At 67.9% G+C, this 24,198-nt stretch carries 23 protein-coding genes; 7 read left to right on the top strand and 16 right to left on the bottom strand.

Annotated elements, in window-relative coordinates; translation table 11 throughout:
- Positions 1 to 26: 26 nt before the first annotated feature.
- From N4R40_RS01875 to N4R40_RS01855, 5 genes are all read right to left on the bottom strand, one after another.
- Positions 27 to 1,838, bottom strand: a complete 1,812-nt coding sequence (locus tag N4R40_RS01875) for a peptidoglycan D,D-transpeptidase FtsI family protein (RefSeq protein WP_261605671.1) — start codon at positions 1,836 to 1,838, stop codon at positions 27 to 29.
- A gap of 5 nt (positions 1,839 to 1,843) precedes the next feature.
- Positions 1,844 to 2,419, bottom strand: a complete 576-nt coding sequence (locus N4R40_RS01870; RefSeq protein WP_261605670.1) for a hypothetical protein — start codon at positions 2,417 to 2,419, stop codon at positions 1,844 to 1,846.
- Positions 2,416 to 3,375 (bottom strand): 16S rRNA (cytosine(1402)-N(4))-methyltransferase RsmH, encoded by a 960-nt coding sequence (gene rsmH, locus N4R40_RS01865; protein WP_261605669.1) that lies wholly within the window; start codon positions 3,373 to 3,375, stop codon positions 2,416 to 2,418. The genes N4R40_RS01870 and rsmH overlap by 4 nt, the downstream gene beginning before the upstream one ends.
- A gap of 98 nt (positions 3,376 to 3,473) precedes the next feature.
- Positions 3,474 to 3,905, bottom strand: coding sequence for a division/cell wall cluster transcriptional repressor MraZ (gene mraZ, locus N4R40_RS01860; RefSeq protein ID WP_261605668.1), 432 nt, complete (start codon positions 3,903 to 3,905; stop codon positions 3,474 to 3,476).
- A gap of 177 nt (positions 3,906 to 4,082) precedes the next feature.
- On the bottom strand, positions 4,083 to 4,460 hold the full coding sequence (locus tag N4R40_RS01855; protein WP_261605667.1) for a DUF3040 domain-containing protein: 378 nt from the start codon (positions 4,458 to 4,460) through the stop codon (positions 4,083 to 4,085).
- A gap of 62 nt (positions 4,461 to 4,522) precedes the next feature.
- Here N4R40_RS01855 and N4R40_RS01850 point away from each other — a divergent pair, with 62 nt between their 5' ends.
- Positions 4,523 to 5,614: a polyprenyl synthetase family protein gene (locus N4R40_RS01850; protein ID WP_261605666.1), complete on the top strand. Its 1,092-nt coding sequence runs from the start codon at positions 4,523 to 4,525 to the stop codon at positions 5,612 to 5,614.
- 2 nt (positions 5,615 to 5,616) lie between these two features.
- Here the strand turns inward: N4R40_RS01850 and N4R40_RS01845 are convergent, their stop codons facing one another.
- Positions 5,617 to 5,946 carry an Rv2175c family DNA-binding protein gene (locus N4R40_RS01845; RefSeq protein WP_261605665.1) on the bottom strand — a complete coding sequence of 110 codons (330 nt, stop codon included), beginning with the start codon at positions 5,944 to 5,946 and terminating at the stop codon, positions 5,617 to 5,619.
- 209 nt (positions 5,947 to 6,155) lie between these two features.
- On the opposite strand from N4R40_RS01845, the gene N4R40_RS01840 reads away from it, so the two are divergent.
- Together N4R40_RS01840 and pknB are read left to right on the top strand one after the other, a co-directional pair.
- Positions 6,156 to 7,118 (top strand): LysM peptidoglycan-binding domain-containing protein, encoded by a 963-nt coding sequence (locus N4R40_RS01840; RefSeq protein ID WP_261605664.1) that lies wholly within the window; start codon positions 6,156 to 6,158, stop codon positions 7,116 to 7,118.
- Positions 7,119 to 7,177: 59 nt separating this feature from the next.
- Entirely contained in the window at positions 7,178 to 9,109 is a 1,932-nt protein-coding gene (gene pknB / locus N4R40_RS01835; protein ID WP_261605663.1) for a Stk1 family PASTA domain-containing Ser/Thr kinase, read from the top strand.
- Between the two features lie 49 nt (positions 9,110 to 9,158).
- On the opposite strand, the gene N4R40_RS01830 is transcribed toward pknB, so the two are convergent.
- Genes N4R40_RS01830 through N4R40_RS01820 form a run of 3 tightly spaced genes read right to left on the bottom strand, consistent with a single transcriptional unit; the run spans position 9,159 to position 12,176 of the window.
- Entirely contained in the window at positions 9,159 to 10,496 is a 1,338-nt protein-coding gene (locus N4R40_RS01830) for a class II 3-deoxy-7-phosphoheptulonate synthase (RefSeq protein WP_261605662.1), read from the bottom strand.
- Between the two features lie 58 nt (positions 10,497 to 10,554).
- Positions 10,555 to 11,238: a lysophospholipid acyltransferase family protein gene (locus N4R40_RS01825; RefSeq protein WP_261605661.1), complete on the bottom strand. Its 684-nt coding sequence runs from the start codon at positions 11,236 to 11,238 to the stop codon at positions 10,555 to 10,557.
- 2 nt (positions 11,239 to 11,240) lie between these two features.
- Positions 11,241 to 12,176 carry an ROK family protein gene (locus tag N4R40_RS01820; protein ID WP_261605660.1) on the bottom strand — a complete coding sequence of 312 codons (936 nt, stop codon included), beginning with the start codon at positions 12,174 to 12,176 and terminating at the stop codon, positions 11,241 to 11,243.
- A 193-nt stretch (positions 12,177 to 12,369) separates the two neighbouring features.
- On the opposite strand from N4R40_RS01820, the gene N4R40_RS01815 reads away from it, so the two are divergent.
- Positions 12,370 to 14,205, top strand: a complete 1,836-nt coding sequence (locus tag N4R40_RS01815) for an AMP-dependent synthetase/ligase (protein WP_261605659.1) — start codon at positions 12,370 to 12,372, stop codon at positions 14,203 to 14,205.
- 71 nt (positions 14,206 to 14,276) lie between these two features.
- Here N4R40_RS01815 and N4R40_RS01810 read toward each other — a convergent pair whose 3' ends face one another.
- Genes N4R40_RS01810 through N4R40_RS01800 form a run of 3 tightly spaced genes read right to left on the bottom strand, consistent with a single transcriptional unit; the run spans position 14,277 to position 19,587 of the window.
- Entirely contained in the window at positions 14,277 to 14,768 is a 492-nt protein-coding gene (locus N4R40_RS01810; protein WP_261605658.1) for a peptide deformylase, read from the bottom strand.
- Positions 14,768 to 16,129 carry a MinD/ParA family ATP-binding protein gene (locus tag N4R40_RS01805; protein ID WP_261605657.1) on the bottom strand — a complete coding sequence of 454 codons (1,362 nt, stop codon included), beginning with the start codon at positions 16,127 to 16,129 and terminating at the stop codon, positions 14,768 to 14,770. Before N4R40_RS01805 ends, N4R40_RS01810 begins: the two co-directional genes overlap by 1 nt.
- A gap of 50 nt (positions 16,130 to 16,179) precedes the next feature.
- Positions 16,180 to 19,587 (bottom strand): pyruvate carboxylase, encoded by a 3,408-nt coding sequence (locus N4R40_RS01800; protein ID WP_261605656.1) that lies wholly within the window; start codon positions 19,585 to 19,587, stop codon positions 16,180 to 16,182.
- 95 nt (positions 19,588 to 19,682) lie between these two features.
- On the opposite strand from N4R40_RS01800, the gene N4R40_RS01795 reads away from it, so the two are divergent.
- Positions 19,683 to 20,489, top strand: coding sequence for a ParA family protein (locus N4R40_RS01795; protein ID WP_203189615.1), 807 nt, complete (start codon positions 19,683 to 19,685; stop codon positions 20,487 to 20,489).
- Between the two features lie 246 nt (positions 20,490 to 20,735).
- Here N4R40_RS01795 and N4R40_RS01790 read toward each other — a convergent pair whose 3' ends face one another.
- The 3 genes from N4R40_RS01790 to N4R40_RS01780 form a co-directional block, all read right to left on the bottom strand.
- Positions 20,736 to 21,281 (bottom strand): MerR family transcriptional regulator, encoded by a 546-nt coding sequence (locus N4R40_RS01790; protein WP_261605655.1) that lies wholly within the window; start codon positions 21,279 to 21,281, stop codon positions 20,736 to 20,738.
- Between the two features lie 102 nt (positions 21,282 to 21,383).
- Complete coding sequence (gene ftsR / locus N4R40_RS01785) at positions 21,384 to 22,064, bottom strand: transcriptional regulator FtsR (protein ID WP_261605654.1); 681 nt, start codon at positions 22,062 to 22,064, stop codon at positions 21,384 to 21,386.
- Positions 22,061 to 22,525 (bottom strand): FHA domain-containing protein, encoded by a 465-nt coding sequence (locus tag N4R40_RS01780; RefSeq protein WP_261605828.1) that lies wholly within the window; start codon positions 22,523 to 22,525, stop codon positions 22,061 to 22,063. Before N4R40_RS01780 ends, ftsR begins: the two co-directional genes overlap by 4 nt.
- A gap of 215 nt (positions 22,526 to 22,740) precedes the next feature.
- Between N4R40_RS01780 and N4R40_RS01775 the strand changes: the two genes are divergently transcribed.
- A complete protein-coding gene (locus tag N4R40_RS01775) occupies positions 22,741 to 23,088 on the top strand; it encodes a hypothetical protein (protein WP_261605653.1) in 348 nt (115 codons plus the stop codon).
- An 18-nt stretch (positions 23,089 to 23,106) separates the two neighbouring features.
- Here the strand turns inward: N4R40_RS01775 and N4R40_RS01770 are convergent, their stop codons facing one another.
- Positions 23,107 to 23,505 carry a hypothetical protein gene (locus N4R40_RS01770; protein WP_261605652.1) on the bottom strand — a complete coding sequence of 133 codons (399 nt, stop codon included), beginning with the start codon at positions 23,503 to 23,505 and terminating at the stop codon, positions 23,107 to 23,109.
- Positions 23,506 to 23,622: 117 nt separating this feature from the next.
- Here N4R40_RS01770 and N4R40_RS01765 point away from each other — a divergent pair, with 117 nt between their 5' ends.
- Positions 23,623 to 24,189, top strand: coding sequence for a copper resistance CopC family protein (locus N4R40_RS01765; RefSeq protein ID WP_261605651.1), 567 nt, complete (start codon positions 23,623 to 23,625; stop codon positions 24,187 to 24,189).
- Positions 24,190 to 24,198 lie beyond the last annotated feature (9 nt).

Here is a 24,198-nt window from a genome sequence, read left to right as displayed (position 1 = left end):
TCTGGTTCCTCACGCCGGCGGGCGCGTCACGGTGTCACGGGGAGCAAAGGCGTCGTCGAGTCGGACGGCATGACCCGGTAGTGCGTGAGCACCTGTGTCATGGCCTTCTTGAACGACGTGCGGTTGGCCGACGACATGCGAACCGTCTGGGGCTCGTCGAAGACCGTGATGACAACGTACTTCGGATCGTCGGCGGGCGCGTAGCCGACAAGCGACGTGAAGTAGACGCCGTCCTTGTATCCGCCCGCGCCGTTACGGACCTGCGCGGTACCCGTCTTGCCCGCCATCCGGTAGCCCGGGATCGCGATGTCCTCGGCGAGCGTGCCCTGAACGAAGACGTTCTCCAGCATCTGTCCGACCTGCGCCGCGGTCTCCGGCTTGATGACCTGTACCGGGTCGGGCAGCTCCGGTGCCGTCACGGTGCCGTCATCGCTCGTGCACGACTCGACGAACGACAGCGGCTGGCGCACACCGCCGTTCGCGATCGTCTGGTAGACGCTCGCGACCTGCGGAACCGTCACGGTGAAGGCCTGACCGAACGTGGTCGCGTAGTAGGTCTGGTTGTCCCAGTCGGCGACCTCGTGGTAGCTGCCGGACGGCTCGGCCGACCAGTCGAGCGCCGTCCCCTGACCGACGCCGAACTTCTTCAGGTAGTCGAGACGGGTCTGAGGATCGATCATCGCGCCGAACTGCGACAGCGAGACGTTCGACGAGCGCACGAGTGCGCCGTTGAGCGTCAGTGTCATCGGGTCGTGCTTCTCGTCGTCGTTGATCACGGCGCCGTTGGGGAACTCCATGCGATCCGGGTCGTAGACCGACGTGAACGGCGTCAGGACGCCGACATCGATGCCGGTCGCCGCCGTGACGGGCTTGAACGTCGACCCCGGCTCATACGAGTAGCGCAGGAGCTTCGACGAGCGACTCTCGGCGTCGGATGCTCCCGGATCGTTCGGGTCCACCGTCTCGGACTCGGCCGCGGCGCGGATCTTCCCGGTCGCCGTCTCGACGACCATGATTCCGCCCCAATTGGCCTGCAGGCGATCGGTTTCTTCCGCGATCAGCTGCTGCATGTACCACTGCAGGTCCGAGTCGATCGTCAGGCGGAGGGTGCCGCCGTCGGTCGCGGGGGTTTCCACCTCGGTGCCCGGGATGATGACCCCGTCGGCACCGCGCTGGTAGGTGAGCTTTCCGTCTGCGCCGGCCAGGCACGAGTCCTGCAGGCTCTCGAGACCTTCCAGGGGGGTGCCGTCCGACCCCACGAAGCCGATCAGGTTCCCGGCCACGGCGCCATCCGGGTACGTGCGCGACGGATCCGTCGGGAAGGCGAGGAACGGAACCCTCAGATCGGCGAGTGCCCGGTATTCCTCCGTCGACACCCGTTGCTTGATCAGCGCGTACTGGGACTCGGGGTTGATGGCCAGAGCATCCGCCACGATCTTGATGACGTCGTCGGCGGACTGGCCCGTGATGGCCGCGATCTGTGCCGCGAGCGACTCCCACGGGACGATCACCGGGTCATCGTTCTCGTCCTTGATCAGCACGCCGTCGGCATCGCGCTGCGGAGCGCCCTTGATCGCCAGAGCGGGATCGATCTGCACGTCGTAGCGCACCGTACTGTCAGCCAGCACCGTGCCCGTCGTGTCGACGATGTCACCGCGGGCACCGTGGAGAGTGACCGTCGTCCCGGTCGCGTAGTCCTGCGAATCCTTGACGTGGTCGCTCGCGTTGACCACCTGGATGTCGACCAGACGCACGACGAACGCCGAGAGGACGACGAGGACGACAGCGAGGGCGACGACGGTGCGGCGGCGCGGGCTGCGGGTGGCTCGAGTCGTCATATATCTCAGTGTGTGGCGGGGGTCGGCAGACCCTCGGCGATCGCAGGGGGTGTCGAAGAATCCGCGGTCAGGATGGCCGCATCAACGGTGGCGCCGCTGCTGAGGCTGGATGCGGGATCGGTGACGAGCGGTACCCCACCCACGAGAGCGTTGGGGACCGCCGCCTTCGTCAGTGCGTCGATCGACGTCGCCCCGGTCGCGCCGGCGCTGTCACCGATGATCGCGTGGTCGCTCAGGCGGAGGTAGCTGGGGGGCTGACCGACGACCATGCCGAGAGCGGAGGCGTTGGCGGCCAGATACTGCGGCGAGCTGAGGCCGGCAACCTGGTCTTCGAGCATCTGCTTCTGCCAGCCAAGAGCGCGGTTCTCCTGGGTCAGCGTCGCGATGTCGTACGACGTCTGGGTCGTGAGGACCGACAGGCCCATCTGGGTCGCGCCGATCAGCAGCGCCCCCGCGACGGCGACCAGCCCGTAGAGCAAACGGGGGCGACGCGCGGGTTGCGGGGCGGCAACGGCCCGCAGTCGAGGCGTGCGCGCACGCTCGGGTGCGGGGAGGGCGACAGCCAGCAGATCAGCGCTCACGAGGCCTCCCTCACTCGTTCGGCGGCGCGCAAACGCACCGGGGTGGCGCGCGGGTTGCGCGCGCGCTCCTCATCGGATGCCAGTTCGGCGCCCTTGGTGATGAGACGGAAGCGGGGGGCGTGCTCCGGCAACTCGACCGGCAGCCGCGGCGGCGCGGTCGAGGCGGCGGCATCCGCGAAGACGCGCTTCACGAGCCGGTCTTCGAGGGACTGGTAGGACATGACGACGATGCGGGCACCGACGTTCAGCACGCCGAGCGCCGCGGGCATCGCGTTCTCGAGAACGGCGAGTTCGGCGTTGACCTCGATGCGGAGGGCCTGGAAGACACGCTTGGCCGGGTGTCCACGTCCTTCACGCTGCACGGCGACGGGGGTCGCGGCGATGAGGATCTCCACGAGCTGGCCGGAGCGCTCGATGGGCGCCGTGGCTCGTGCCGCGATGATCGCTCGCGCGTAGCGGCCGGCGAGTTTCTCTTCTCCGTAACGTTCGAAGATGCGACGCAGGTCACCCTCGCCGTACGTGGCGACGATGTCGGCCGCCGTCGTGCCCGCGGTCTGGTCCATGCGCATGTCCAGCGGCGCATCCTGCGAGTAGGCGAAGCCACGACCGGCTTCATCGAGCTGCAGCGACGAGACCCCGAGATCGAACAGGATGCCGTCGACCTGCGGCGCGCCGGCCGAAGCGACCGCCTCGGCGATGCCGTCGTAGACCGTGTGGACCAACGTGACGCGATCTCCGAAACGAGCGAGCCGCTCCCCCGCAATGCGCAGGGCGTCGGTGTCACGGTCGAGCCCGATCAGGCGAGTGTTCGGAAAGCGTTCCAGAAGCGCCTCGGAGTGCCCACCCATGCCCTCGGTGGCATCGACCAGGACGGCGCCGTCGCGTTGCAGAGCCGGGCCGAGCAACTCGACGCAGCGGTCGAGGAGAACGGGAGTGTGGATGTCGTGGAGGTCCATGATGTGAGGGCCGTGATTCGGAGTCGTGATCCCCATCCGCCGCGACCTGGCACCGGGGAAGTGTGTCAGGGCGTGCGGCTGGGAGTCACGGCCACGAATCAGAACAAGCCCGGGATCACCTCCTGCTCCATGTCCGAATAGCTGTCTTCGTTGTCGGCGGCGTAGTCGCTCCAGGCCTGCGCGTCCCAGATCTCGGCGTGCGCACCGACACCGGTCACGATGAGGTCGCGCCCGAGGCTGGCGTAGGTCCGCAGGTGCGGCGGCAGGGTGATGCGGCTCTGGCTGTCGGGCTTCTCGTCGCTCGCGCCGGCGAGGAACATGCGCTGGAAGTCGCGCGCCTGCTTGTTGGTGAGCGGCGCTTCGCGGATCTTCTCGTAGACGCGCTCGAACTCCTTCGTGCTGAACACGTAGAGGCACCGCTCCTGGCCGCGCGTGACAACGACACCGTCACCGAGATCCGTGCGGAATTTGGCGGGAAGAATGACGCGGCCCTTGTCGTCGAGCTTGGGGGTGTAGGTGCCCAGCAGCATCGCACCCTCCCCCTTCGTCGACCCGGCCGTCGTCTATGGGCACCACTTTACTCCACTTCCCTCCACATCACTATCCTTTTGTCCGCCTTTCCGGCTCGATACGCCCACGCACACAAAAAAAGCACCGACCCGGAGGTCGGTGCTTTCTGCGTGCGCGGCCCGCTCGGGGCGCGCGGACTACTCGGTGCCGTTGCGACGGTCCCAGCGGTCGTTGATGCGGTCCATGAAGGACGAGGATGCGGGGGCTGCGGGAGTGGACTTCCGCTCGCCCGTGGTGGCACGAGTCGCTGTGCCGCCGTTGCGATTGGGGGTCACTGCGAGGACGACCCCGACAACCATCACGACGAACGCGAGAACCCCGACGACGACGAGGTCGGTGGAGACGCCGGCGATGAGACCACCGAGGCCGAGGAGCACCAGGATCGAGCCGTAGACGATGTTGCGATAGCTCAACGTCTGACCTTCTCGGGGCGCAGTGACCACGTCGGCGTCCTTGCTCATGAGATGACGTTCCATCTCATCGAGCAGACGCTGTTCCTGCTCTGACAGTGGCATGCATCCCCCTCGGGCTCCCGTGCACTGATTCTACGCATGCACTCGAGAACTAGGCTAGGCCCGTGAGCGCTCCTGCGGACCCGATCGAGGCTGTTTCCCAGCGACTGGAAAGATTCACCGCCCAGCAGCGGGCGTCCGCGGACGCGTGGGGCGAAGAAGCGGCCGGTTTCGTGCAGTCCGGCACCGCGGCCGTCACCGGCGGAAAGCGTTTCCGTGCGCGATTCTGCCTCACGGGGTGGCGTGCCGTGGCCGAGTACCGCGGCGGGCGCCCGCTCCCCATCGCGGACGACGCCATCGCCGCGGCTGCCGCTCTGGAGATCTTCCACGCGGCGGCGCTCGTGCACGACGACATCATCGACAACTCGGACACGCGACGCGGACACCCCGCCGCACATCGCGCCTTCGAGGCCGGCCACTGGGACGCGGGCTGGGCCGGGGATGCCGGTGGCTTCGGCCGCTCGGCAGCGATCTTGCTGGGCGATCTGCTCGTCGCCTGGAGCGACGATCTCCTGGAGGAGGGAATCCGATCGAGCGCTTACGCGGCGGACGCGCGGGAGATCTACGCCATGATGCGTCGCGAAGTCACCGTGGGTCAGTTCCTCGACCTCGCCGAAGAAGCCGCCTACCTGACGGCTCCGGACAGCGCTCAGGCCGAGCGAGCACTGCGTGTGGCCTCACTGAAGTCCGCGCGCTATTCGATCCAGCATCCGCTTCTGCTCGGCGGTGCCCTCGCCGGCGCCAGCGCGGCGCAATCCGATGCGCTCAGCGGTTTCGGTCATCCGCTCGGCCTCGCGTTCCAGCTGCGCGATGACGTGCTGGGGGTGTTCGGTGACAGCGCCGTGACCGGCAAGCCCTCCGGCGATGACCTGCGCGAAGGGAAACGGACGCTCCTGATCGCCTACGCCCGCGAGGCACTCGCGCCCGGAGCGCGTCGCGTCGTGGACGAGCTGATCGGCGACCCGACGCTGGACGAATCCCAGATTTCGGCGCTCCAGCAGACGATCATCGATTCCGGAGCGCTCGCACGCGTCGAGGAACACATCACGCGCTACGCCGACGACGGCGACCGCGCGCTGCGTGGAGCTCCGCTCGGCACATCGGCCGTCGGCGTCCTCCGTGACCTCGCGCACGAGGCGACGGTCCGCATCGCCTGACGTCAGGCGAGTGTCTGGGCGACGCGCCGCACCTCGGCTTTGCGCCCCTCGCGCAGGGCCGCGATCGGCGCTCGACCGATGGCCTCTTCGTGGCTGAGCAGCCAGTCGATCGCTTCGTCGTCGGTGAATCCCGCATCCTGCAGGACGATCACGGTGCCACGGAGCGACGGCAGCGGGTGATCGTCGATCACGAAGACCTCGGGAACCGCGAAGACACCGGTCCGCCGCGAACCGATCAGGAACTTGTCGTCGAGCAGACGCCGGACGCGCCCCAGCGACTCATCGAGGCGCTCCACGAGGTCGGGCATCGTCAGCCACTCGGTCGGTGTCATTTCAGGGGTCTGGCCAGTCACCCCTCCACTATTCCACCGCCGCGACCCTTCGGGATGCCGCGTCGCGCTCGCACCGGAAATCACTCCAGTCACACCAGCCCCTTCTTTATCACCCGTTGACAGGAGTTGACATCCGTGACACGGTGGCCAGGTCAAAAGAAGGGAAGATCTTGCGACGACTTCACACCCTGGCGTCTCGATCATTCACGGTGCCCACGGCCGTCCTCGGGACGATCGCGCTGTCACTGACGGCGACTCCCGCAGGCGCGGTCGACGGCGAACGCACACACAGCCGGCCGCTGGCTCCGCTCCCTCTCCGGGCAGCCGCACCGCTCGTGGTGCCCGCATCCGTCCTCACCCCTTCGCACACCGTCGCGCCGGGCGACACCGTCAGCGCGATCGCCGCACGCTACGGGCTCACCACCGCCGATGTCCTCGCGTGGAACGGTCTCGGATGGAGTTCCATCATCCGGCCCGGGCAGGTCCTGACGCTCACGGGCGCCGTCGCGGCACCCGTTGCAGCCGCCCCCGCTGCGGCGCCGACCGTGGCGGCCGTTCACACGGTCGTCGGCGGCGAGACCTTGTGGGCCATCGCGCAGGCGCAAGGCGTCGGTCTCACAGATCTTCTGGCGACCAACGGCCTCACCCGCGGATCGATCATCTATCCCGGACAGGAGCTCGCCATCCCCGGCGCTGCCGCGCCGGCATCCCCCACGATGATCCCGACAGCCGTCGTCGAGGCCGCTCCGGTCGCGCCGATCGTGACGCTCGATGCCGAGCAGATCGCGAACGCGCAGATCATCATCGAGGTGGGTCGAGGTCTCGGCGTCTCCGACCGTGGCATCGCGATCGCTCTCGCGACCGCAATGGTCGAGTCCTGGATCCGCAATCTCGACTGGGGCGACCGGGACTCGTTGGGGCTCTTCCAGCAGCGGCCGAGCCAAGGCTGGGGCGCGGAGGGCGAGGTGCGTGATGCGCGCCGCGCCGCCGCGGCGTTCTTCGGTGGCCCGCACGACCCCAACGGATCGCTCACGCAGGGACTCCTCGACGTGCCCGGTTGGCAGGAGATGGAGTTCGGCGCGGTCGCCCAGACCGTCCAGCGCTCGGCATACCCGGAACGGTATGCACCGTGGGAGACCCAGGCGACGGCATGGGTCGCCGCGTACGGGTAGAGACGATCCAGGGTGAGGCGTTCCCGGCCTCACAGGGTCTGATCCGTAGAATCTCGTAAGTGAGCACGAGCCAGCAGACGGACCCGCTGATCGGCCGTCTGGTCGACGGTCGATACCGCGTCCGCGCTCGCATTGCCCGCGGTGGCATGGCGACGGTCTACGTCGCGACCGATTTGCGCCTCGAACGCCGAGTCGCCCTCAAAGTCATGCACGGACATCTGTCCGACGACACCGTGTTCCAGGGTCGGTTCATCCAAGAGGCGCGCGCCGCCGCCCGACTGGCCGATCCGCACGTCGTCAACGTCTTCGACCAGGGCCAGGACGGCGAACTCGCCTATCTCGTCATGGAGTACCTCCCGGGCATCACGATGCGCGAGCTGCTGCGCGAGCAGCGCCGACTCACGATCCCCCAGACCATCACGATCATGGATGCTGTGCTCTCCGGCCTCGCAGCCGCCCACCGCGCCGGGATCGTGCACCGCGACGTCAAGCCCGAAAACGTCCTGCTCGCCGAAGACGGTCGCATCAAGATCGGCGACTTCGGGCTCGCCCGCGCGACGACGGCGAACACGGCGACCGGGCAGATGCTGCTCGGAACGATCGCCTACCTCGCGCCCGAGCTCGTCACCCGCGGCACGGCCGACGCGCGAAGCGACATCTACGCACTCGGCATCATGCTCTACGAAATGCTCGTCGGCGAGCAGCCCTACAAGGGTGAGCAACCGATGCAGATCGCGTACCAGCACGCGACCGATTCGGTTCCTCGCCCCAGCGCGAAGAACCCGGGCGTGCCCGAGCAGTTCGACGAGCTCGTCATGTGGGCGACCGAACGCGAACCCGACGACCGGCCGACCGACGCCCGCGTCATGCTCGAGCGTCTCCGCGAGATCGAAAAGGATCTCGGTGTCTTCCCGCACGTCGTGCGTACCGTTGCGCCGGGCGTGACCCGTGACGAAGACACGTACGACTCCGGTGAGATGACGAAGGTCATGCCGGGCACCTTCACCGCGCCCACCGTGACGGATGCCTCCGACAACGCCACGCGCCTCCGCACGCGGACGCGCCGGAACTCCGTCAAGGGCGGCTGGTTGATCACTCTCGTGCTGCTCCTCGCCGGGCTCGCCGCCGGCGCCGGCTGGTGGTTCGGCTCGGGGCCGGGCTCGCTCGTCGCCGTCACCGATGTCTCGGGCAAATCGATCGAAGAGGCGACGGCTCTGCTGGCGGAGCAGTCACTCGTCGCTGTCGCAGGCCAGGATCACAGCCGCGATGTACCCACGGGGCAGGCAATCGGTACGGATCCCCCCGCGGGCGCTCGCGTCGACAAGGACAGTGAGATCACCGTCGTGATCTCGCTGGGACCGGCATCCCACGATCTTCCGGAAATGTCGGGGGTGAGCGTGGATGCGGCCACCGCGACGCTCGCGGAGTTCTTCATCACACCCTCCGGCGACCCGACGACGTACTTCACGGATGCCGCGGACGGCACCGTCATCGGCGCGCGGATCACTCCGCCCGGCGGCGGCGAGGCGGTGGACTGCACGACCGGCTGCACGGCACTCGAGGGATCGACGGTCGCTTTCGACGTGTCGCTCGGCCCGATCCCCGACGTCGTCGGAGAGACGGTCGACACCGCCACGTCGACCCTGAAGGGCGTCGAGCTCGAGTCGAGTGTCGTCGAGGAGTTCAGCTCCGACGTCGACAAGGGCATCGTGATCGGGATCGGCGAGAACGAGGGCAATTTCCGCCCCGGCGACACGGTGACCCTCATCGTCTCGAAGGGTCCGCAGCTCTTCGAGGTGCCGAGCGTCGTGGGGATGAGCCGTGATGCAGCCAAGTCGGCGCTCGATGACGCGGGCTTCCGCCACTCCTACTCCGGCCTGTGGGATGCCTGGCCGGATGGCTTCACCAAGGTCACCAGTCAGGACCCCGAGGCCGGCGACATGCGTGCGCGCGGCACCACGATCACCCTGCAGCTGACCGTCACTGGCTGACCCGCCGCGGCCCGCACCTCTTCCGGCGGAAGCCGGCGCCCGCAGCGGTTCAGCGCTTCTCGAGCTCCTCGGCAACGAGGAAAGCCAGCTCGAGCGACTGCTTGTGGTTCAGGCGCGGGTCGCACAGGCTCTCGTAGCGCGTCGCGAGGGTCGCCTCGTCGATCTGCTCCGACCCACCCAGGCACTCCGTCACGTCATCGCCCGTGAGCTCGACGTGGATGCCGCCCGCGAACGTCCCGACGGCGCGGTGCGCCTCGAAGAAGCCGCGGACCTCGTCCACCACGTCGTCGAAGCGACGGGTCTTGTAGCCGGTGGGCGTCGTGATCCCGTTGCCGTGCATGGGATCGGTGACCCACAGCGGCGTCGCGCCGGAGTCGCGCACGGCCTCGAGCAGCGGCGGCAGGGCGTCACGGATCTTGCCGGCGCCCATGCGGGTGATGAACGTGAGTCGGCCGGGTTCGCGCTCGGGATCGAGCTTGTCGATCAGTTCCAGAGCGGTTTCGGGAGTCGTCGAAGGTCCGAGCTTGACCCCGATGGGGTTGCGGATCTTCGAGAAGTAGTCGATGTGGGCACCATCGAGGTCGCGTGTGCGCTCCCCGATCCACAGGAAGTGTCCGGACGTGTTGTACGGCGTGCCGGTGCGCGAATCGATGCGGGTCATCGGCCGTTCGTAGTCCATCAGCAGACCCTCGTGGCCCGTGTAGAACTCGACCCCGCGAAGCTCGTCGAAGTTCGCTCCGGCGGCCTCCATGAACTTGATGGCGCGGTCGATCTCGGCCGCGAGTCGCTCGTACGCCTGGTTGGCGGGGTTCTGCGCGAAGCCCTTGTTCCAGGAGTGGACTTCACGGAGGTCCGCGAATCCACCCTGCGTGAACGCGCGGATCAGGTTGATGGTCGACGCCGCCGTGTGGTAGCCCTTCAGCAGTCGCTGCGGGTCCGGCTGACGCGAGGCCTCGGTGAAGTCGTACCCGTTGACGATGTCGCCCCGGTACGCCGGAAGCGTGACGTCGCCGCGGGTCTCCGTGTCGCTCGAGCGCGGCTTGGCGAACTGCCCGGCCATGCGGCCCATCTTCACGACCGGCATCGACGCACCGTAGGTGAGGACGACGGCCATCTGCAGCACGGTCTTGACGCGGTTGCGGATCTGCTCGGCGGTCGCGCCGGCGAACGTCTCGGCGCAGTCGCCGCCCTGCAGCAAGAAGGCCCGACCGGATGCGGCGCGCGCGAGGCGCTCACGCAGATTGTCGACCTCACCGGCGAAGACCAGCGGGGGCAGCGTCGCGATCTCGTCGGACACCGCCGTCACGGCGTCGAGGTCGGTCCAATTCGGCTGCTGCTTGATCGGGAGCGAGCGCCAGTGATCGAGGTCGTCGTGCAGGGTGGGCATCCGGCCAGTCTAGTGGCGGCATCCTGCCGGTGGATGCCGGATGACACCCCTGCGCGCCTCACTCGGGCGGGCGACGGTCCTTCACCGTCGACGCGTACACATCGTCGTATCTCTGCTCGCCGAGGCGCTGGAGCGCGACCATGATCTCGTCGGTGACGGAACGCAGGATGTAGCGATCGCTTTCCATACCGTGGAAGCGGGAGAAGTCGAGGGGCGCCCCGATCACCATGCCGACCCGGCCGATGCGCGGAATCGACCGGCCGATCGGCATGATCGCCCCCGTGTCGACCATCACGACCGGGACGACCGGGACACGAGCCTCGAGCGCCATCCGTGCCAGGCCCGTGCGACCACGGTACAGCTGGCCATCCGGGCTGCGCGTGCCCTCGGGATAGACACCCAGAAGATCACCGCGGCCGAGGACTTGGAGTCCGGTGTTGAGCGAATCCTCCGAGGCTTTGCCGCCCGTCCGGTCGATCGCGATCTGGCCGCTCGCCTTCATGAAGACGCGTGTGGCCCAACCCTTGATGCCCTTGCCGGTGAAATAGTCGCTCTTCGCGAGGAAGGACATACGGCGATCGATCATGAGGGGGAGGAAGACCGAGTCACTCACCGACAGGTGGTTGCTGGCGAGGATCGCCGCTCCGGATGCCGGGATGTTCGTGCGTCCGACGATCCAGGGCCGGAAGATCGCCTTGACGATCGGCCCGATCACGACGTACTTCATGATCCAGTAGAACACCGTCAGGTCCGTAGTCTCGCGAGATCGGCGACGCCGACGAGGCCCGCATCGTTGCCGAGCGTCGCCGTGACGAATCGGGCGGTCGGGCGCTCCCCGAAGCCGGGAAGGGAGGTCTCATAGGCGATGCGGGTGGGCTCCAGCAGGTCCTCGCCGAGCTCCGCCACTCCCCCGCCGATGACGAACAGCTCGGGGTCGAGGACGGCCTGGAAGGCGCCGCACGCTTCACCGAGTGCCGTCGCGACCCGGCGCACGGCTTCGAGCGCGCCGGCATCCTGCTCGGAGAGCAACAACTTCAGATCCGCGCCGGGGACGATGCCCGCCGCTGTCCGGTGGGCGGCGAGGCGCGACCCGATTCCGCCGCCGTCGGCGATGTCGGCGATCTCCCGTTGCAGTGCGCGTCCGGACGCGTACTGCTCGAGGCACCCGTTCTGGCCGCAGCCGCACGGGCGACCGCCGCGGACGAAGCGCAGGTGCCCGAGCTCTGCGGCGCTGCCGTTGGCGCCGATGAGGAGCGATCCGTCACCGACAGCCGCACCGCCGACGCCCGTGCCGAGGGTGATCATGACCATGTCGGTCGATCCCCGGCCGGCGCCGAACCGATACTCGCCCCAGCCCGCGGCGTTGGCATCGTTCTCAAGCGTGACGGGTCGCCCGATCTGCGCCTCGAACTGCGCCCGCAACGGCGCGTTCTGCCAATCGATGTTCGGCGCGTGCAACATGACGGAGCGCGTGCGATCGATGAACCCCGCAGCGGCGACTCCGACGGCGTGTACCTCGTGGCGCGACGCGAGGTCGCCGACCATCGCGGCCACAGCATCCGCGAGCGCTCCCGTGTCGACGGGAGTCGGGACACGAAGCTGCTCGATGATGGTGCCATCGAGGGCGACGACGCCCCCGGCGATCTTGGTGCCACCGATATCGATGCCGACGTTGAGCACACTGCTCCTCTCCGCCGACACCGGCGGTGCGGCATCGGAGAGTCTAGTGTGGACTCCACAGTCCTTCGGGGTACGCGAACCGGTGTTACCCGAATGGGGCGCGGCATCCGTGGGACTGAGTTTCATCAGCAGTTAGACTCAATCCCAGTCGTCATCACCCGACGCTACCCGGTACACAAAGGAGTTGCCGCCCATGAGCGCCGTCCAATTCGAAGTCCCCGCGATCGTCCCCGCCGATCCGCAGGCGAACGTCGCTGATCTTCTCGTCGAACGCGTCAAGGCGACCCCGTCGCTCGCGCTGTTTGCCGTCCCCGAGGGTGACGGCTGGCGGGACATCACCGCCGCCGAGTTCGAACGCGAAGTCATCGCGCTCGCAAAGGGGTTCGCCGCCGCCGGCATCGAGCCCGGCGAAAAGGTGGGCTTCATCGCCCGGACCACCTATCACTGGACGCTGGTCGACTTCGCCCTGTTCTACGCGGGCGCCGTCATGGTTCCGGTCTACGAGACGAGCTCGGCCGCACAGGTCAGCTGGATCCTCTCCGACTCGGGCGCCACCTGGGTCATCGGCGAGTCGGAGGAGCACGCCGCGCGGATCGCCGAAATCCGCAGCGATGTCCCCCTCATCCGCCAGGCCTGGACGATGGCCGCGGGAGACCTCGACACGCTGACCGCCGCCGGCACCGACATCACCGATGACGAGATCGTGCGCCGTCGCTCGATCGCCGTCGGCGCCGACATCGCGACGCTCATCTACACGTCCGGGTCGACCGGACGCCCCAAGGGCTGCGTCCTCACGCACAGCAACTTCGTGGAGCTCTGCCGCAACTCCGCGGTCGCGCTGAACGAAGTGCTCACGGTACCGAACTCCTCCACCCTGCTGTTCATCACGACGGCGCACATCTTCGCCCGCTTCATCTCGATCCTCGACATCCACGCGGGTGTGAAGACCGGCCACCAGCCCGACACGAAACAGCTGCTGCCCGCGCTCGGTTCCTTCAAGCCGACGTTCCTGCTGGCCGTTCCGCGCGTGTTCGAGAAGGTCTACAACTCGGCCGAGCAGAAGGCCGAGGCCGGCGGCAAGGGCAAGATCTTCCGCGCCGCCGCCCACACCGCGATCGAGCACTCTCGCCTGCTGCAGGAGGGCAAGAAGATCTCCCTCGGCACGAAGATCAAGTTCGCCGTGTTCGACCGGCTGGTCTACAGCAAGCTGCGCGATGCCATGGGCGGCCGCGTGCAGTACGCCGTCTCGGGTTCGGCTCCCCTGGGTCCGCGCCTCGGACACTTCTTCCACAGCCTGGGCGTCACGATCCTCGAAGGTTACGGCCTGACCGAGACGACGGCGCCGGCGACGGTCAACCTCGCGACGAAGTCGAAGATCGGATCGGTGGGCCCCGTGCTCCCCGGTGTCGGCGTGCGCCTCGCCGAGGACGGCGAAGTCGAGGTTCGCGGGGTCAACGTCTTCAAGGAGTACTGGCGCAACCCCGAGGCCACGGCGGAAGCGTTCGACGGCGACTGGTTCCGCACCGGCGACGTCGGCGCCTTCGACGAAGAGGGATTCCTCACGATCACGGGCCGCAAGAAGGAGATCATCGTCACGGCCGGCGGCAAGAACGTCGCGCCGGCCGCGCTGGAAGATCCCATCCGCGCGAACCCGATCGTCGGGCAGGTCGTCGTCGTCGGCGACCAGAAGCCCTTCATCTCGGCCCTCGTGACTCTCGACCCCGAGATGCTCCCGGCATGGCTCGCCAACAATGGCCTGGACCGCGGCATGTCGCTGACGGATGCCGCAGCCAACCCGAAGGTGCGCGAAGAGATCCAGCGCGCGATCGACATCGCGAACAAGAAGGTCTCGCGCGCGGAGTCGATCCGCAAGTTTGCCATCCTCGACACCGAGTGGACGGAAGCGTCCGGCCACCTCACCCCGAAGATGAGCATCAAGCGCAGCGTGATCATGACGGACTTCGCGGATGCCGTCGAAGACCTGTACAGCGTGCCGGTCTCGACGACGAACATCCCGCTCGGCGGCTGAGCACGCGTCACAACGACAACGACCGGTGGAGCTTCGGCTCCCCGGTCGTTGTGCGTGCGCGAGGTTTCGACTCAGAACCAGCTGGACTCGCGGATCTCGCGCATCGCCTGGCGCCGCGTGTCGGCGGGCAGACGGTCGAGGTAGAGCTTGCCGTCGAGGTGATCGGTCTCGTGCTGAAGCGCCTGGGCCAACAAGCCTTCGCCTTCCAGCACGACCTCGTTGCCCTCGAGATCGGTGCCGATGACCTTCGCCCACGGGTAACGGATCGCGTCGTGCCAGAGCCCGGGGACGGACAGGCATCCTTCACCGACCGGCTGCGGCTCTCCTGACACGTCGACGAGCACAGGGTTCAGCACATAGCCGATGTCGCCGTCGATGTTGTAGCTGAAGGCGCGCAGGCCGACGCCGATCTGGGGCGCCGCGACCCCGGCGCGTCCCGCGGGCTCCACCGAGTCGAGAAGGTCGCGCACGAGGGCACGGATGCCGTCGTCGACGACGTCGATGGGCGCACTCGGCGCGCGGAGTACGGGGTCGCCGAACAGGCGGATCGGACGAACAGGCATCAGGCAGCAGCCGGGACGCGCAGGCCCTCGACGACGGTCGCGGCCAGTTCGCGAGCGGCCTGGCGCGTCTCGGGCTGGAGATCGCGGAACGACACGGCACTCCCCGACGCGATGTGCGGGTCGTAGGGCATGCGGACGACGGCGCGCACGCGGCTCCGGAAATGGGCTTCGAGCTCACTCGCTCGCACGAGCGCGGCGCCAGGCCGGGCCGTGTTGAGCACCACGACCGCGCGTCGCGCCTGCTCGGCGAAGCCGTTGGTTTCCAGCCACGTGAGGGTTTCGGCGGCGAGCCGCGCCTCGTCGATGCTCAAACCGGCAACGATCACCAATTCGTCGGCGCGGTCGAGGGTCGCCTCCATGACGGAGTGCACGATGCCCGTGCCGGTATCGGTGAGCACGATCGAGTAGAAGTGCGCGGCGATCTCCGCGACCTGCTGGTAGTCCGCATCGCTGAATGCTTCCGACACGTGCGGATCGGTCTCCGAAGCGAGGACGTCCAGTCGGGTCTCGTCCCGCGAGACGATGCGGGAGATGTCGTTGAATCCGTGCACGTCGGCGCGGGCACGCACGAGATCACGGACCGTCTGGCCGCTCGCCCGTCCGACGCGATCGGCCAGCGTGCCGCGGTCGGGATTGGCATCGACGGCGATGACACGATCGTCGCGCGCATCGGCGAGGGCCATCCCGAGCAGAGTCGTCACGGTCGTCTTGCCGACCCCACCCTTGCGTGAGAGCACGGGGACGAACCGCGCCCCACCCGTCAGCGGCGCAGCGATTCGTCGGTCGAGTTGCTTGCGGTCCCGAGCACGCTTACTGTCGCCGAGGTTGATCCGGCGGCCGGACAGCGTGTAGACGATGTGCTGCCACGTGCCCTCGGGCTCCGAACGCACGATGTGTGCCGGGTCGAGCAGGCGATCGGAGGTCAACAGGTCGGAGCTCTCACGGTCTGCTTCGAAATCACCGAGACGCCGTGACTGCAGAGCGATATCGGACGTCCGCGGACGGACCCGCTCGTGGTGATCGAGGTCATGTGCGGCAGCGATCTCGACGGACGTCTCCGTCACCGGCACGCGGGTCGCATCACCGACGCGCGCGACGCTGCCGGCATCCGAGGCGGTAGACGGCGCGAGTGCAGGCTCGGTGGGTTTCGTCGGCGCCTCAGCGGCGACGAGCGCGACGTCATCGAGCACGACGTCGTCATCGTCGAAATCATCGTCGTCGCCCAGTGGCGGGACCACGATCTCGACGTGCGCCGTCGAGCCGTCGACGATCCCCACGCCCGACACATCGACGCTCTCGGTCGTGTTCAGAACGCCATGGTCGGGGTCTTTCGACGAATTCTCGTCATGGTCATGACTCACGGTGCACTCTCCCAGAATGTTCTCGGATGCGAGGCATCCAACATCACAGGCTACTCGGCGGGCCGGACGACGACCAAAAGGTCCCCGGCTTCGACGGCTGCTGTCCCGGTGATGGCGAGGCGCTCGACGGTCCCGTCGACGGGTGCGGTGATGGCCGCCTCCATCTTCATGGCCTCGATCGAGGCGATCGGCTGGCCCGCCTTCACCACGTCACCGACGTCCGCCTTGATCGTGACGACTCCGGCGAACGGTGCGGCCACCTGGCCCGCCCTGCTGGTGTCGGCCTTTTCGACCGTCACTTTGTCGACGGTGATCGAACGATCACGCACCCAGACCGGGCGGAGTTGCCCGTTGAGGGTCGTCATGACGGTGCGCATGCCCGCGGCATCCGGCTCACCGATCGCTTCGAGACCGACGTACAGCTGGACGCCGGGGTCGATTTCCGCGACGTGCTCTTCGCCCGGCTTGAGCCCGTAGAAGTAGTCGGGCGTGCCGAGCGCCGACAGATCGCCGTAGGCCGCACGGGTGGCTTCGAACTCCTTCGCCGGCCCGGGGAACAGCAGTCGGTTGAGGGTGCGGCGGCGCGTTGCGGCGTCACCGACGAGCCCGTCCTCCTCGTCCGCGGTCAGCGCCGGGATCTCGATCTTGATCTCGCGTCCGGCGAGGACCTTGGTCCGGAAGGGCTCCGGCCATCCTCCGGGGAGGTCGCCCAGTTCACCGGCCATGAATCCCACGACCGAATCGGGGATGTCGTAGTTCTGCGGGTTCTGCTCGAAATCGGCCGGGTCGGCCTTCGCCGCGACCAGGGCGAGAGCGAGGTCGCCGACGACCTTCGACGACGGCGTGACCTTGGGGATGCGTCCGAGGATGCGGTCGGCCGCCGCGTACATGTCCTCGATGCGCTCGAAGTCATCGGCCATACCCAGGGCGATCGCCTGCTGACGCAGGTTGGACAGCTGCCCACCGGGGATCTCATGGTGGTAGACGCGCCCCGTGGGGCCCGGGAGGCCCGACTCGAACGGGCGGTACAGGTGGCGCACGCCCTCCCAGTACGGCTCGAGGTCGCTGACGCTCTGCAGCGACAGGCCCGTGTCGCGATCGGTGTGCGCGAGCGCTGCCACCAGCGCCGACAGGGACGGCTGACTCGTCGTGCCGGCCAACGGCGCGGCGGCCGCATCCACGGCGTCGGCGCCGGCGGCGCTCGCGGCCAGCAGCGTCGCCAGCTGCCCACCCGCCGTGTCGTGCGTGTGGACCTGAACCGGCAGATCGAAACGCTCGCGCAGCGCGCGGACGAGAGTCGCCGCGGCTGCCGGGCGCAGCAGACCTGCCATGTCCTTGATCGCGAGGATGTGCGCGCCCGAGCCGGCGATGCGCTCCGCGAGCTTCAGGTAGTAGTCGAGCGTGTACAGGTTCTCGGCCGGATTCAGCAGATCACCCGTGTAGCAGAGCGCCACTTCGGCGACGGAGGTTCCCGTCTCGAGCACAGCGGAGATCGCGGGGAGCATCTGGTCGACGTCGTTGAGCGCATCGAAGATGCGGAAGATGTCGACCCCGGATGCGGCCGCTTCCTTCACGAAGGCATCCGTGACTTCCGTGGGCCGTGGTGTGTAGCCGACCGTGTTGCGCCCACGGAGCAACATCTGGATGGGGATGTTGGGCATGGCGTCGCGGAGGGCCTCGAGTCGCTCCCAGGGGTCTTCTGCGAGGAAGCGCAGAGCGACGTCGTAGGTCGCGCCGCCCCACGCTTCGACCGAGAGCAGTTGCGGCGTCATGCGAGCGAGGTGCGGCCCGACGCGCACGAGATCACGCGTGCGCACGCGGGTCGCGAGCAGCGACTGGTGCGCGTCCCGGAATGTCGTCTCCGTGACGGCGAGAGCCGTCTGCGCGCGCAGTGCCTGAGCGAATCCGGCGGGACCGAGCTCACGCAGTCGTTGACGGTTTCCGCTGGGCGGCGGCGCCAGGAGGTCGAGTTCGGGAAGCTTGCTTCCCGGCGAGACCGAGATCGGCTTCTCGCCGTAGGGCTGATTCACGGTCACATCGGCCAGCCAGTTGAGCAGCTTCGTCGCGCGGTCGCGCGAGGGGTTGCTCGTGAGCAGCTCAGGACGCTCGTCGATGAACGACGTCGACAGGTCGCCGGCGACGAAGGCCGGGTCGTTCAGTACGGCCCGCAGGAACGGCACGTTGGTCGAGACTCCGCGGATGCGGTACTCCGCCAACGCACGCTTGGCGCGCGCGACCGCCGCCGGGAAGTCGCGGCCGCGGCAGGTGAGCTTGGCGAGCATAGAGTCGAAGTGCGGGCTGATCTGCGACCCGGCTGCCGTCGTGCCGCCGTCCAGGCGGATGCCGGCGCCACCGGGCGACCGGTACGTCGTGATGCGGCCGGTGTCGGGGCGGAATCCCTGGGACGGGTCCTCCGTCGTGATGCGGGTCTGCAGCGCCGCACCGCGCAGGTGGATGTTCTCCTGCTGCAGTCCGAGCTCGGCGAGCGTCGCCCCGGCCGCGATCAGCATCTGCGACTGGACGAGGTCGACGTCGGTGACCTCTTCCGTCACGGTGTGCTCGACCTGGATGCGCGGGTTCATCTCGATGAAGACGGCTTCACCGGTGCGGGGACCGGCGGTCTCGAGGAGGAACTCGACGGTGCCCGCGTTGACATAGCCGATCGAGCGGGCGAACGCGACCGCATGAGCGTGCAGGGCGTCGCGGATCGTGGGATCGAGGTTCGGCGCGGGCGCGATCTCGATGACCTTCTGATGGCGGCGCTGCACCGAGCAGTCGCGCTCGAACAGGTGCACCGTATCCCCGGCGGCATCGGCCAGGATCTGGACTTCGATGTGTCGTGGGCGCATGACGGCTTGTTCGAGGAACACGCGCGCATCACCGAAGGCGGCGCCGGCCTCGCGCATCGCCTCGGCGATCGCGGGGGGCAACTCGCCCGGCGTCTCGACGCGGCGCATGCCGCGGCCGCCACCGCCGGCGACGGCCTTGACGAAGATCGGGAAGCCGATGTCAGCGGCTTGCGCGACGAGCACGTCGACGTCGTCCGCGGCGGGCGTGGAACGCAGCACGGGCACGCCCGCGGCGATCGCGTGCTCTTTCGCCGTGACCTTGTTGCCGGCCATCTCGAGGGCGAGCGAGGGCGGGCCGATGAAGGTGATGCCGTTCTCGGCCGCCCGAGCGGCGAGTTCCGGATTCTCGGACAGGAATCCGTAGCCCGGGTAGATCGCATCGGCGCCGGAGGCGAGCGCCACGCGGATGATCTCCTCGACATCGAGGTAGGCGCGGACGGGGTGGCCCTTCTCGCCGATCTCGTACGACTCGTCGGCTTTCTGCCGGTGCAGCGAGCCGCGATCCTCCCACGGGAAGACGGCGACCGTTCGGGCGCCGAGTTCAACGGCCGCTCGGAAAGCGCGAATGGCGATTTCGCCGCGGTTCGCGACCAGGATTTTGCGGAACATGCTCACCTCATTGGGATGCCGGGGCTCCAGTGCATCGGGCCACCGTCGGCGGGCTGAGTACCCTTACAGCCTAGGGGACGGTAACGTAGAGCCTCGTGCACGTACTTTCCGTCAGCTCCCTCAAGGGTGGCGTCGGCAAGACCACCGTGACCCTCGGACTCGCCTCGGCGGCGTTCGCCCGTGGGGTGCGAACTCTTGTCGTCGACCTCGACCCGCAGTCTGACGTGTCCACGGGGATGGACATCCAAGTCGCCGGACGCCTGAATGTCGCCGATGTCCTGGCGAATCCGAAGGAAAAGGTGGTCCGTCAGGCCATCACGTCCAGCGGCTGGGCGAAGGTGCACCCGGGCACGATCGATGTCATGATCGGCAGCCCGTCGGCCATCAACTTCGATGGACCGCATCCGAGCGTCCGCGATGTGTGGAAGCTCGAAGAGGCCCTCGCCACGATCGAAGCCGATTACGACCTGGTCCTCATCGATTGCGCCCCGTCGCTGAACGCATTGACGCGCACGGCGTGGGCAGCATCCGACCGGGTCATCGTCGTGACCGAACCGGGTCTGTTCTCCGTCGCCGCCGCTGACCGCGCGTTGCGCGCGATCGAGGAGATCCGCCGAGGTCTTTCGCCGCGTCTGCAACCCCTCGGCATCGTCGTCAACCGGGTCCGCCCGCAGTCGATCGAGCACCAATTCCGCATCAAGGAACTGCGCGACATGTTCGGCCCCCTGGTCCTGTCGCCTCAGCTGCCCGAGCGCACATCGCTCCAGCAGGCGCAGGGTGCCGCGAAGCCGCTGCACATCTGGCCGGGCGACTCGGCCCAGGAGCTCGCGGGCGATTTCGATGCCCTGCTCGACCGTGTCATGCGCACCGGCCGCATCGCCGCCGGCGAACAGCGCGCCTGACCCCTCGTCCCACTTCGGGCGCCCCTCGTCCCACTTGTGGCGACCCTTGTCCCACTTGTGGTCGGTTTCAGGCGCCGAAAACAACCACCTTTGGGACATGCCTCTGAAGAGGCCTCTTGTCGAGCGAGTCAACCACTTTTGGGACATGCCTCTGAAGAGGCCCCTTGTCCCACTTGTGGTCGGTTTCAGGCGCCGAAATCAACCACTTTCGGGACATGCACCGAGAGACCCCCGGCCCCGGCGGCCTCAGGCGGAGCGTGCGGAGCGACGCGCGGAGAGCTCGTCGACGGGATCCGGAGCCTGCGGGTCGAAGTCGAGCAGCGTCGATTCGACCTCGTGCAGGACCTTGCCGACCGCGATGCCGAAGACGCCCTGACCACGGCTGACGAGGTCGATGACCTCATCGTTGGACGTGCAGAGATAGACCGACGCGCCATCGCTCATGAGCGTCGTGCCGGCGAGATCGCGGATGCCGGCGGCGCGAAGCTGCTCGACGGCCGTGCGGATCTGCTGCAACGAGATACCGGTGTCGAGCAGGCGCTTGACGAGCTTGAGTACGAGGATGTCGCGGAACCCGTAGAGCCGCTGGGAACCCGAGCCGCTGGCTCCGCGGACGGTGGGCTCGACCAACTCGGTGCGGGCCCAGTAATCCAGCTGGCGATACGTGATCCCCGCGGCGCGCGCGGCGACCGCACCGCGGTAGCCTACTTCGTCGTCCATCTGCGGCAGACCGTCGGTGAAAAGAAGGTCCGTGGCGAAGGGTGTTTCGCCGAACGCGTCATGCGCGGTCATCGTGGCCTCCTGCGTGCGATCGGGATGCTTCCACGCTAGAGGAGCGGGAGCCCACCGGCAACGACATCCGTGTGGAAGTCGGGGGCGTGTCGCGACCGCGCATCACGGAGTCAGTCGATCCAGCGCGGTCTGGACGAACCCCGCACGCACATCGTCGAGTCGGCGGAGCAGCTCGGGTGCGATTTCGTTCGCGCGCGCGCGGGACCCGGCATCCGCTCGGCGCAGCAGGGGCGCGAGCGCACTCTCGACGAGCGCGACGTCGCGTTCCGCTGCCTGTCGGATGGTCCGAAGATGACGCGGCTGGATGCCGTGCGCCTCGAGCGCCACGAGCGCACGCAGCAAAGCCAACGCTCGTTCGTCGTACGTGTCGGCCGCGATCAGCAGACCGGCCGAGACGGCATCGCCGAGCAGACCGGCCTTGGCGCCGGATGCGGCGAGAAGTTCATCGCGGCGATATCGGCGCGGTGTCTCCAGAATCGACGGCGGGACGGCGACATCGCCCGCGCCGTCATGCGCGTCGAGGTACTCCCGGATGCGAGCGAGCTTGAAGTCGTGATCACGCTGGAGCGTCAGCGCCGTGCGCAACCGTTCGAGATCCGCCGGCGAGAACTTGCGATAGCCCGACTCGGTGCGCACGGGCGTGACAATGCCCTGCACTTCCAGGAAGCGCAACTTGCTGGCGGTGAGGTGCGGGAACTCGGGCGCGAGGCGCGCGAGCACCTGGCCGATGCTGAGGTGCCCCGTCGCCGCTGAGCGACTGCGGGGAGAGGACGCCGGCGTCACGCCCCGGTCGCCTGACCGCGGTCAAGCGGAGCGACGAAGAAGTTCAGCCGGAACTTGCCGATGCGCACCTCGGCACCGTCGGTGAGGAGGGCGCGATCCGCACGCTCCCCGTTGACGTAGGTCCCGTTGAGCGACCGCTGATCGACGAGCTCGAAGATGTTGCCCGTGCGGGTGATCTCAGCGTGTCGGCGCGAGACGGTCACATCATCGAAGAAGATGTCTGCTTCCGGATGACGGCCGACCGTCGTGACGTCACCGTCGAGGAGATACCGGGCGCCGGCTGTCGGACCGGAGCGAACCAGCAGCAGCGCGGAGCGCGAGGGAAGCGCGTTGATCGCCTCGACCTCGACGTCGGTCAGCTCCATACCGAACGGCACGAACGACAGGTCGGAATCGTGTCCGAAGGTCTGGGTCGTGTCCGTGAACCCGGTGTCGCCCCCGCGGTGGATACCCGCGGGCACGGCAGAACCGTCGCCTTCCGGGGTTCCCGGCTGGCCGATTCGATCGTTCTCGTCCACGTTGTCCTCCTGCTCCCACCCTAACGGATCGGCTTCCCCCCGGGAGGCCCGATCCGAGACGCATCTGTGGCCAGTGTTGCGCCCTGTTTCGCATTCTGAGCAGCCTGGCCGCCGCCTTCGTACTCTGAGTTCACCACCCACATCGTCAGGAGAAACCCGTGTCCACGTCGCATACCCGCCTCACGCCCCCCTCGGTGCGTCAGGATGCGGTCTGCATGTGCGCGCTCGGTCACACCTGCACGTCGTTCGCGCCGGGTCACGCCGTCCACCTGATCCAGTCGCGGCTCGTCTCGGCGACGCCGAGTGAGTGGGTCGACGCGATCGTCACGTCGACCGCGGCGGACGGCACGATCGTCGTCCATACCGTCACGGACGGCACGCAGCTCACGGTGTGGAACGGCGCCGGAGCCGCGGACACGGTCTCCCCCGGTTTGCCGGTCGCCTTCCACGGTCGCTACCACGTGCTGAATGTCGGCGGCCGCCTGTTCAACGCTCTGGCGCTGTAACGGACCGCGCGCGATGGCTCACGCCATCGACATCGCATCCTTCATCGCCATGCAGGCATCCATGCACGCCTGGCAGGAGTCCGCACACATCTTGCAGACGACACTGTCGTCGGCATGCATCATGCACATGTCCATGCACGTCTGACACATCGCGATGCAGGCGTCCAGCATCGCCATCATGGATGCCGGTGTCATCCCCTGCATGCGCATCATCGATCGCATCATGGTGTTGCACATATCGGCGCAGTTCATGCAGGCCGGAGCGCAGTCCATCATCTGCGCCGAACACACCGTGCACGCCTGCTCGCATGCGGCGCAGGCGTCCATGCACGCCTGCATGATGGCCATGTCCATCGCGGGCATGCCCTCCATCGACATCATGTCTTCGGACATGGCGTTCATCATCATCGCGTCCATCACGCACCCCTTTCGCTCGAGGCGGTCGCACCCGGCTCTGCCTGTCGAGGGGCCACCTGGCGCCATGCTAGGCCTCCGTTCCGACACTCGAAAGCCCTGGGTAGGCTCGATCGTGTGATGTCACAAGGAATTCACAAAGCCCATCCCCGCCGTCGCTCCGGCATCCGTTCGCTTCTCGCCGTGATCGTGGCGATCGCACTCGTGGGCGTCGCCTCGCCCGCTTTCGCCCACGACGAACTCGTCGGCGCCGCCCCGGCGACCGGAGCGCAGGTCGATGCGCTGCCGCCGGAAATCGTCCTCACATTCAGCGGCGTGCTGCTCGATGAGCCGGCAGCCACGGAAGTGGTCGTCACGGATGCCGGTGGCGCCTCGCTCACCGGCGGCGATCCCGTGCTCGACGGGACGAAGCTCACGCAGCCGCTCACGGGGACGGCGTCCGGCGTCGTCTCCGTCATCTGGCGCGTCGTCTCCAGCGACGGGCACCCGGTCTCCGGCGAGTACAGCTTCACGGTTGGCGACCCCGCGGTGGCTCCCCTCGGCACGGAGACTCCGCTCCCCGGTCCACCCATGAGCGACACCGGGATGGGCGCCGTCTGGATCGTCCTCCTCGTCGCTGCGGTGGCCCTCGGCGGAGCGCTCGTGGCGGTGCTGATCGCGCGGGCCCGCGGCCGGCGTGAGGGCTAGGCTGGAGAC

This window comes from Microbacterium memoriense, assembly GCF_025398275.1.
Classification (GTDB): Bacteria; Actinomycetota; Actinomycetes; order Actinomycetales; family Microbacteriaceae; genus Microbacterium; species Microbacterium memoriense.
The sequence above is the reverse complement of the archived record's forward strand: the minus strand, read 5'-3'. Positions and strand labels throughout refer to the sequence as shown.

Coding starts and splice junctions, on each gene's coding strand:
- rsmH (WP_261605669.1), bottom strand. CDS start 3,375: ATGGACCTCCACGACATCCACACTCCCGTTCTCCTCGACCGCTGCGTC.
- N4R40_RS01770 (WP_261605652.1), bottom strand. CDS start 23,505: ATGGACGCGATGATGATGAACGCCATGTCCGAAGACATGATGTCGATG.
- N4R40_RS01800 (WP_261605656.1), bottom strand. CDS start 19,587: ATGTTCCGCAAAATCCTGGTCGCGAACCGCGGCGAAATCGCCATTCGC.
- N4R40_RS01845 (WP_261605665.1), bottom strand. CDS start 5,946: ATGACACCGACCGAGTGGCTGACGATGCCCGACCTCGTGGAGCGCCTC.
- N4R40_RS01790 (WP_261605655.1), bottom strand. CDS start 21,281: ATGACCGCGCATGACGCGTTCGGCGAAACACCCTTCGCCACGGACCTT.
- N4R40_RS01815 (WP_261605659.1), top strand. CDS start 12,370: ATGAGCGCCGTCCAATTCGAAGTCCCCGCGATCGTCCCCGCCGATCCG.
- mraZ (WP_261605668.1), bottom strand. CDS start 3,905: ATGCTGCTGGGCACCTACACCCCCAAGCTCGACGACAAGGGCCGCGTC.
- N4R40_RS01765 (WP_261605651.1), top strand. CDS start 23,623: ATGTCACAAGGAATTCACAAAGCCCATCCCCGCCGTCGCTCCGGCATC.
- N4R40_RS01830 (WP_261605662.1), bottom strand. CDS start 10,496: ATGCCCACCCTGCACGACGACCTCGATCACTGGCGCTCGCTCCCGATC.
- N4R40_RS01855 (WP_261605667.1), bottom strand. CDS start 4,460: ATGCCACTGTCAGAGCAGGAACAGCGTCTGCTCGATGAGATGGAACGT.
- N4R40_RS01875 (WP_261605671.1), bottom strand. CDS start 1,838: ATGACGACTCGAGCCACCCGCAGCCCGCGCCGCCGCACCGTCGTCGCC.
- N4R40_RS01810 (WP_261605658.1), bottom strand. CDS start 14,768: ATGCCTGTTCGTCCGATCCGCCTGTTCGGCGACCCCGTACTCCGCGCG.